Raw genomic sequence first — 7,788 nt, forward strand, 5'->3', positions numbered from 1 at the left:
ATGAAAACACTCTTGATTCTTTCAAATTCTACCAACGCAAGTAATATTGGTATCATTCAAAATATCACTCAAGATAATCCAACATTTTTTCACGCACTTGACTTGTATATTAACGATAAAAATAATATCGCCTTTAAGTCTTATGTGCTTTCTTTAATGACAACCAACGAATATTTTATTGAATTTGGAGAAAAACCCGATTTTAATAATATAATTAATAACAATCAAGTGAAAGCGATTTTTACTTATTTTGAGGATATTCAAAGGATTTCATTTGCTATAAAGCAAAGCAATGTATTTTTAAATTACGATTTAAAGGATTTTTTAAAAACAGAATCTTTTGAATCCTTACAAAGTCTATTTCAGGAGAAAGTCAATGCAAACATTGATACAACAAATCAAGAAAGCTTACGAGCAAATGGAGAAAGAGGAGGATTCTTATCAAAAGGAAATTCGGAAAACAGAGAGAATGATAGAACAACTCAAAGCGACAATGGACAAGGAATCGCTAATCCTAGCAGAGAGCCTAGAGAATCTATACTCTTTGGAGAAAGAGGAGGAAGCAAAGGAGATAATCCAATCCAAAACAACAATGAACAAGGAATCTCTAGCGAAACTATGGGAATACCACAATCTACAAGTAGAATTGAACGCACTCTATTTGAGCGAGGAGAATCTAAAGGATTACAAATTAAAAATGAGCAACGAGAACGAGAACTATGGAATGGAGGAGAACAGGGAAGCACATCAACTAACACAAAATCTAGTGATTCCATTTCTGAAAAAAGCAATCAAGAATCTAAACAGCATTTATCACTTTCCACAAGTCAGTCTAACGACTTTAATGAAAGAAGAATTGCCTTTAGAGAAAGAATTAGAACTATATTGGAATCTAAACAAGCTAGAATATCCACTAAGCAATTATTATCTAAATTTAAAATCCAATCAAATACACTCCAAGAGCAAGATAGCGGAATTAGAGAAGATAAAAATAGAGATAATAGAGAATCTCAAGAGGGAGAATTTGGGGGAGATGATAGAGGAAGTGAAAAGCTTGAATCTAGCGGAGATAGCAAGTCAAAGCGAGAACAACCCAATGGAGAATTCAGAGAGACTATTGGAGCAAATAATGGATTATTTGAGAGTAGAATATCTGTTTCCAAAAAAGAATCTCCTAGCCCCGCAGGATTTTCAGAAATTAGTGATATTATCCCCTCAAGCGCAAGAGATAAACAAGGAAATTCTAGCGTTTTGGAGCAATTATCCAACACTAATGATACAAAATCAGAAAATAATAGATTGGATAGTGCGACTAGCGATACAGAAACACAGGGAGAACAAAGCGCACCCAATCAAGCAAATATTTCTCAAGAAGAGCTTAGCGGAAATATTATTAGAGAATATAATATGGAATCTCAAAATGGGAGCGAGGAATCAGGAGGAGATAGACTTGCTGATGATGATACTGAAAGAACACAAGAACAACAAGGAATTGCCACAAATCAACACAGAAGCTTATTTGAAGCAAATCCCGACATTTCTACAAGAGCAGATGAAACAGGAAACGCAAGAAGTGATGAATTAGAACCACAAGAGCCACAAGAATCAAAACAAGAACAAAATGAATCCTTAGAACCCATAGACATAACAGAATCTCAACCTAACAATTTAGTTGAATCTCTTATTTATGATGATGAGAATCTTGAGAAAACAGAGCCTATTTTTGAAACTTTTAATGATTTTAATCTTTTAAAAAAGCTAAAGGGCGAGGAATATAAAGGGGAAATTGACTTTAATTTATCCAAAAAAGAGCGCATAGAAGCAAATTTTAAAGCATTAGTCTTAGTTAAAGAGATTTTTCAAAGAAAAAAAAGAATAGACGATGTTAGGTATCATTTTAATAACATAGAAGAAAATATTAATGCAATACAATTAGAAATCATAGAAAACGATTATTTCTCCGATGATATTCCAATGACAAGAACCGAACAAGAAACCCTAGCAAAATACACAGGATTTGGGGGACTTAGTGATTTTTTCTTTGATGAAACTTTTAGCAATAAAAGAGAGGAATTAAAAGGGCTCATAGGAGAGGACCTTTATAAAGAATTAATGCAATCTAGTTATAACGCTTACTATACACCAAGCGAAATCATAGAATCTATGTATTTAGGACTTAAAACATTGGGTGTTTTAAGAAATGAAAAAGTGGTAGCATTAGAGCCAAGTTGTGGAATAGGGCATTTTATCACAAAAGCTCCTGCTAATTTTGAATTTGAAGCGGTAGAAAAAGATACAATCAGCGCAACCATTGCCAAACTTCTACACCCACAGACAAAAATCTATAATAAAAGTTTTGAGGAAGTGCTATTTGATAGAGAATTTGATGTAGTCATCGGTAATCCCCCTTATGAAAATATCAAAGCAGAAAATTCTAAAGAACTCATACATAATTATTTTGTGAGTAAAAGCCAAAATCTATTAAAAGATGGGGGAATTTCTAGCTTTGTAATTACATCAGGATTCCTTGATTCAAAGACTAATACACACAGATTAACACTAATGCAAGATAATGTTTTTCTAAGCGCAACAAGACTGCCTAATTCAAGCTTTAAGCAAACACATACAGATGTATTGAGTGATATAATCTTTTTAAGGAGAACAAAGGATAAAGAAGCTTATTTAAGCACTAAAAATGATTCTATTTCAGAAAACCTTAAACAATACATTCAAAGAGTGGAATCCAAATTTTTAAATTCTTTGGAAATTCCTAAAATCATTAATCAAGAAGAAAAGATTTTAAAAATCAATAGTCTTTTTGTCCAACAAAATGGAGAAGTATTTGTCAATACATTTGGAGAAACAAAACTAGGAACGAATCAATTTGGAGAAGCCACTTTAAAAGTAGCCCAAAAGGAAGATACGAATTTAAAAGGATATTTAAAAGATACATTGCGATGGATAATATTACAACGCAACGATAATAAAGGAATCTACAATTTAACACCAGCCATTAAGGGTGATAACATATTCATTGATGAATTACCTTTTAATTTAAAGGATTATAGCTACTTTTTACAATTAAAAACAGGTAGTCTATTTTTCTTTGATAATGTTTTTTACACAAAAGAGAGCAATACTTCTTGTAGAGAAGCATATTTTCGTGATGAAATAGATAAAGAGAGCAAATACTTAATAGATAGCGATAGAATCTTAGAGGAAAAAAGAGGGAAAATAATCTTTAAAAATCCAATCAGAAAAGAAGAAGAAGTTATTTTAAAAAAACTCATTGAATTTAGAGACCTTTTAAATTATAATCTACGCCTAGAAAAAGTTTTACCAAACAATGAGGAATCCAATCAAACAATCCTAGCTCAAAAAGAAAGATTAAGGGCATTACGCAAAGAGATTTTAATTTTAAGCAACGCACAGGGCTTTAATCAAAGATTGCAAAAATCCCGCAAAGAAAATAATATCATCACAAGACACACTCTAAAACGAATGATAGAGCTTGAGAAACTAGAGAGTTTTAAAATATTTGCAACTGAAAATGTTGTAAAAATCCCTAAAAAAGACAAGTTTGAAACTATCTATCAAGAAGCTGATATTTTACAAAAAAGAGTGTTGTATCCGCTAGAAAAGACAGAAGCTAAGGATTCTAAAGAGGCACTACAAAAGACATTCAATGAAACAGGAAGAATTGATTTAAAAGCGTTGCAAAGCTACTTGCCAAACATTCCAATCAATGAGATTTTAAAAGAGCTAATAGACAAAGAATTGATTTTTCCACACTTTGAGCAACCAACAGAATTTTGCCTTAAAGATAAATTCTTAGAGGGCGATATTAAGGGCAAAGCAAAATTTTTAGAACGCTTAATTGCTGACAATGCAGGACAAAGCGATACAGAATCCAAAGAAGTATGGAATCTTTTTGATAAAGAAAGATTGTTTAATCTCTTAAAACAAAACTTTCCAAAAGACATTGCCTACAATGATATAGAAATCAATTTTGGGGCAAACTTCATTCCTTTAGCAATTTACAAAGACTTCATTCGCGAGAGCTTTTTTAATAATCCTGATGAAATTGTAGTAGAAATTTCAAATGTTTATTCTTATTACACCATTGAAAACTTTAAAAAAGGCGATGGATTAGAAATACAAGACGCTGATTTAAACGATTTAGGACAAAGCCTACAAGTGCAAAGATTAGATGATAAAATGTTCTTTTCTCTAAGCGAGATACTAGAAACAACCATCAACAATAAAAGCCTTGAAGTGTATCATATTGAAAAAACCGCAGATGATAGAAGCATAAAAGTGGTAGAACAAGCACCCACAAGCAAGGCTTTGAGGAATGCAAGTAGAATCAGAGATTTATTTGCAGAATTCCTTTTTAAAAAACAAGAATACAGAGAGGTAATAGAAAAAATCTACAACAACACGATTAATGTTTTTTCTAATAATCGCTTAGAATTTGAGGATATGTTAGAAACGCCATTATTAAATCAAGACATTACTCTAAGGACACACCAAAAAAATGCAGTGTTTAAAGGCATAATGAGTAATTCCCTGCTTTTAGACCACGAAGTAGGCGCAGGGAAGACATTAGCAGGAATTGCCATTGTAATGGAGCAAATTAGAATGAACTGCATTAAAAAAGCCTTAGTGCTTGTTCCAAACCACCTTAGCACATCGTGGGGAGCAGAGTTTATTAGAGCATATCCTAGCGCAAAGATTCTAGTAGGAGATAAGATTAATAGCAAAAAAGACAGAAAAGAGTTTTTATATCGCGCGAGAAATGGAGACTTTGACGCAATCATTATGAAGCATTCTACATTTGAGAATCTTAATGTAATGGAATCTTTCCAAAGAGAAATCCTCTCTAATCAAATAGAAAATCTAAGATTACAACTAGATAGAGAAAAAGTAGCAAAAACCAAGAAAGAGGAAAAAAGAAAAAGTCAATACATTGAGAAACGCATTAGAGCATTAGAAGCTAAGCTAGAAAAACAAGCGGTTGGCAAAACATACGATGAGGAAATAGCATTTGAGGATTTAGGAATCGATTGCTTAGTCGTAGATGAAGCACATTATTTTAAAAATCTATTCATCACAACCACGCAAGAGAATATTAGAGGAATCCCGACACAAGAGAGCAAAAAAGCGATGAAAATGTTTTGCGCTACGCAATATATCCATAACAATCAAGGCTTTAAGCTCTATTTTCTTACAGGAACACCTATTTCAAACTCCATTGCAGAATTTTACACAATGCAAAGATATTTACAACCGCAAGTATTAGAAAAAATGCACTTAGAAAATTTTGATGATTGGCAAAAAGCATTTACCAAAATACAATTAAGCGAAGAGTTAGATAGTAGCGGTATTAATTATGCCCTAGTTTCAAGATTATCAAGCCTTATTAATGCTCCAGAACTTATGAGTATCTATAAACAAAACGCCGACATCATTAGCACAGAGGACATAGAAAAAATAAGCGGGAAACTCGTTCCAAAAGTAAAAAATGGAAGCGCAATCAATATAATAGCCCCTAGAAGCGAAGCAATAGCAAATTTCATAGGCGTTGAAGATGAGTTTGGCAACTATAATGAGGGTAGCATTATAGATAGAATGAATCACTTACAAGACGACCCTAAAAGAAACAATATGCTAGTTTGCACGAGTGAAGCAAGAAAAGCGGCACTTGATTTTAGACTGATTGACCCTTTAGCAAACGATTATGAACAATCTAAAATCAATCAGTGTATAGATAAAGTGCTAGAGCATTACAATGATGGCAGATATGAAAAAAACACGCAACTAATATTCTGCGATTTGGGTGTTTCAAAACTTAAATCACAAAAAATAGATGTATCAAAAAACGAATCCCAAGAAATTAATTTAGAGGATATTGCAAAAGAAAGAGGGTTAGAATACTTTACTGAATACGATAATGAGGGAGTTGAAATCAGAAGCTATTATAGGGAATTTGCAAAAGATGATGAGGGGAAATTTCTTTACGATGAATATACCGATGAATTTGGCAAAAAACATAGAGAAAAAATTGTAGAAAAAGTCTATGAAATTGAGGAATTAATTAATCAAACAAGCAAGTTTGATGTGTATAGTGATATACTTAAAAAACTTGTTGCAAAAGGGATTCCACAAAAAGAGATTGCCTTTATAGGAGACGCTAAAAGCGACAAGGAAAAAGAAAGTCTTTTTCAAAAAGTTAAGGCAGGAATCGTGCGTGTATTAATTGGTTCAACTTCCAAACTTGGAACAGGAACAAATGTGCAAGAAAGAATTGTTGCAATGCACGAATTAGATTGTCCGTGGAAGCCAAGCGAACTAGCACAAAGAGCAGGTAGAGGAATAAGGCAGGGCAATATATTCTTTGCAAGAGACCCTGAAAACTTTGAAATAGGACATTATAGATATGCCACAGAGCAAACTTATGATGCAAGAATGTTTCAAATCAACGAACAGAAGCTTAAGCCCTTAAGTCAGATGAAAAAGGCAGAAACACTAGAGCAAACAAGAGTTTTTAGTGCGATTGATGAAGAGATGGCAAATATTGCAGAGATGAAAGCTATTGCCACAGGAAACCCCTTTATTTTAGAAAAATACAAGATAGAGAATCTTTTAAAGAGCGAGGAGGAATATAAAAGATATTACGAAATTAGTATCATCAACGCAGAAAAAGCAATTAAACAAGAGACACCCAAAGCGCAAGAGCTAAAAGGAGAAGTAGAAGCTCTGCGAGAAATGTTTAATAACAAGAACTTTTTAAAAGAAAATTACGAAGTAGAAGTCTTAGGCATTAAAACCACAAGAAAATTAAAAGCAATGCAAAGCGAAAAGGATTTTAATGCCATTAGCGAAAAAATACAATCTAAGATTATACAAATGCTAAGGCAACCCGATGAGTTTTTTACACTAGAATCAAAAGAAAGAATCCGCGAGAGTAATGGCAGAAAAAATAATGCTGGAGAAATAGAGTTTTTATCTGCAAATGAAATAAAACTAAACTTCCTAGTAAGCGTTAGTGGTGATGATATTCATTTTAAGGGCGTAATTATCACAAAAGATAATCATAGATTCTACCCTAAAAATCTAAACTTAGAATCACATAGAAGCCTATTAGTTACAGACCCCTTTAAAGTAAGTTCTATACTCACTAAACTCAAAAACACATTTGATAAAGTTTCTAGTCTATTAGAAAATAAAGTAGAGGAATTAAAGAAGTACGAGAACATTATAGAAGCTAAAAATAGATACCTAGAAAATAACACCATAGACAATTACGATAGAAAGCCATTAATTGCTATGCTAAAGCAAGACTTACTCAATATGAATGATATTTTTAGAATTAGGCAAGAAAAGAGAAAAGAGGGTATAAAAATAGAAATGGATAGCCAAGAGATAGCAGATTTGATTCCACAATATCCTAAGTATTTGGACGAAAAAGGAAAGCTACAAGTCAATGCTATTGCAGAGCGCAAAGATGAATCCCCTTTACCTGTTGAATCTTTGCCAAAGGAATCTAAAGAATCTAAAACAGATTTAGAAAAAGAGATAACAGAGCCTAAAAATACGCATTTGGAACAAACAGCACCACAGCAAGAAATACAAAATATGCCAACCAAAAAAGAGGATTTGCAAGAAAAACACAAAGATTTAGAATCTAAAGACGAAAATGTTGCGAAAATTTCACAAAATGAAAGTATAGATATACAAGAAATTGCCAAAAACAAAATAGAAATCAAGGATTTTAAAGACAAAGAC

General features: G+C 32.6%; 1 protein-coding gene. It reads left to right on the forward strand.

Going from position 1 to position 7,788, the window contains the following annotated elements; genetic code table 11:
- On the forward strand, positions 1-7,788 hold a 7,788-nt coding region (locus tag MKD52_RS08480), incomplete at its 3' end, for an SNF2-related protein (protein ID WP_242100015.1).

This window comes from Helicobacter sp. CaF467b (genome assembly GCF_022664765.1).
Taxonomy (GTDB): domain Bacteria; phylum Campylobacterota; class Campylobacteria; order Campylobacterales; family Helicobacteraceae; genus Helicobacter_D; species Helicobacter_D colisuis.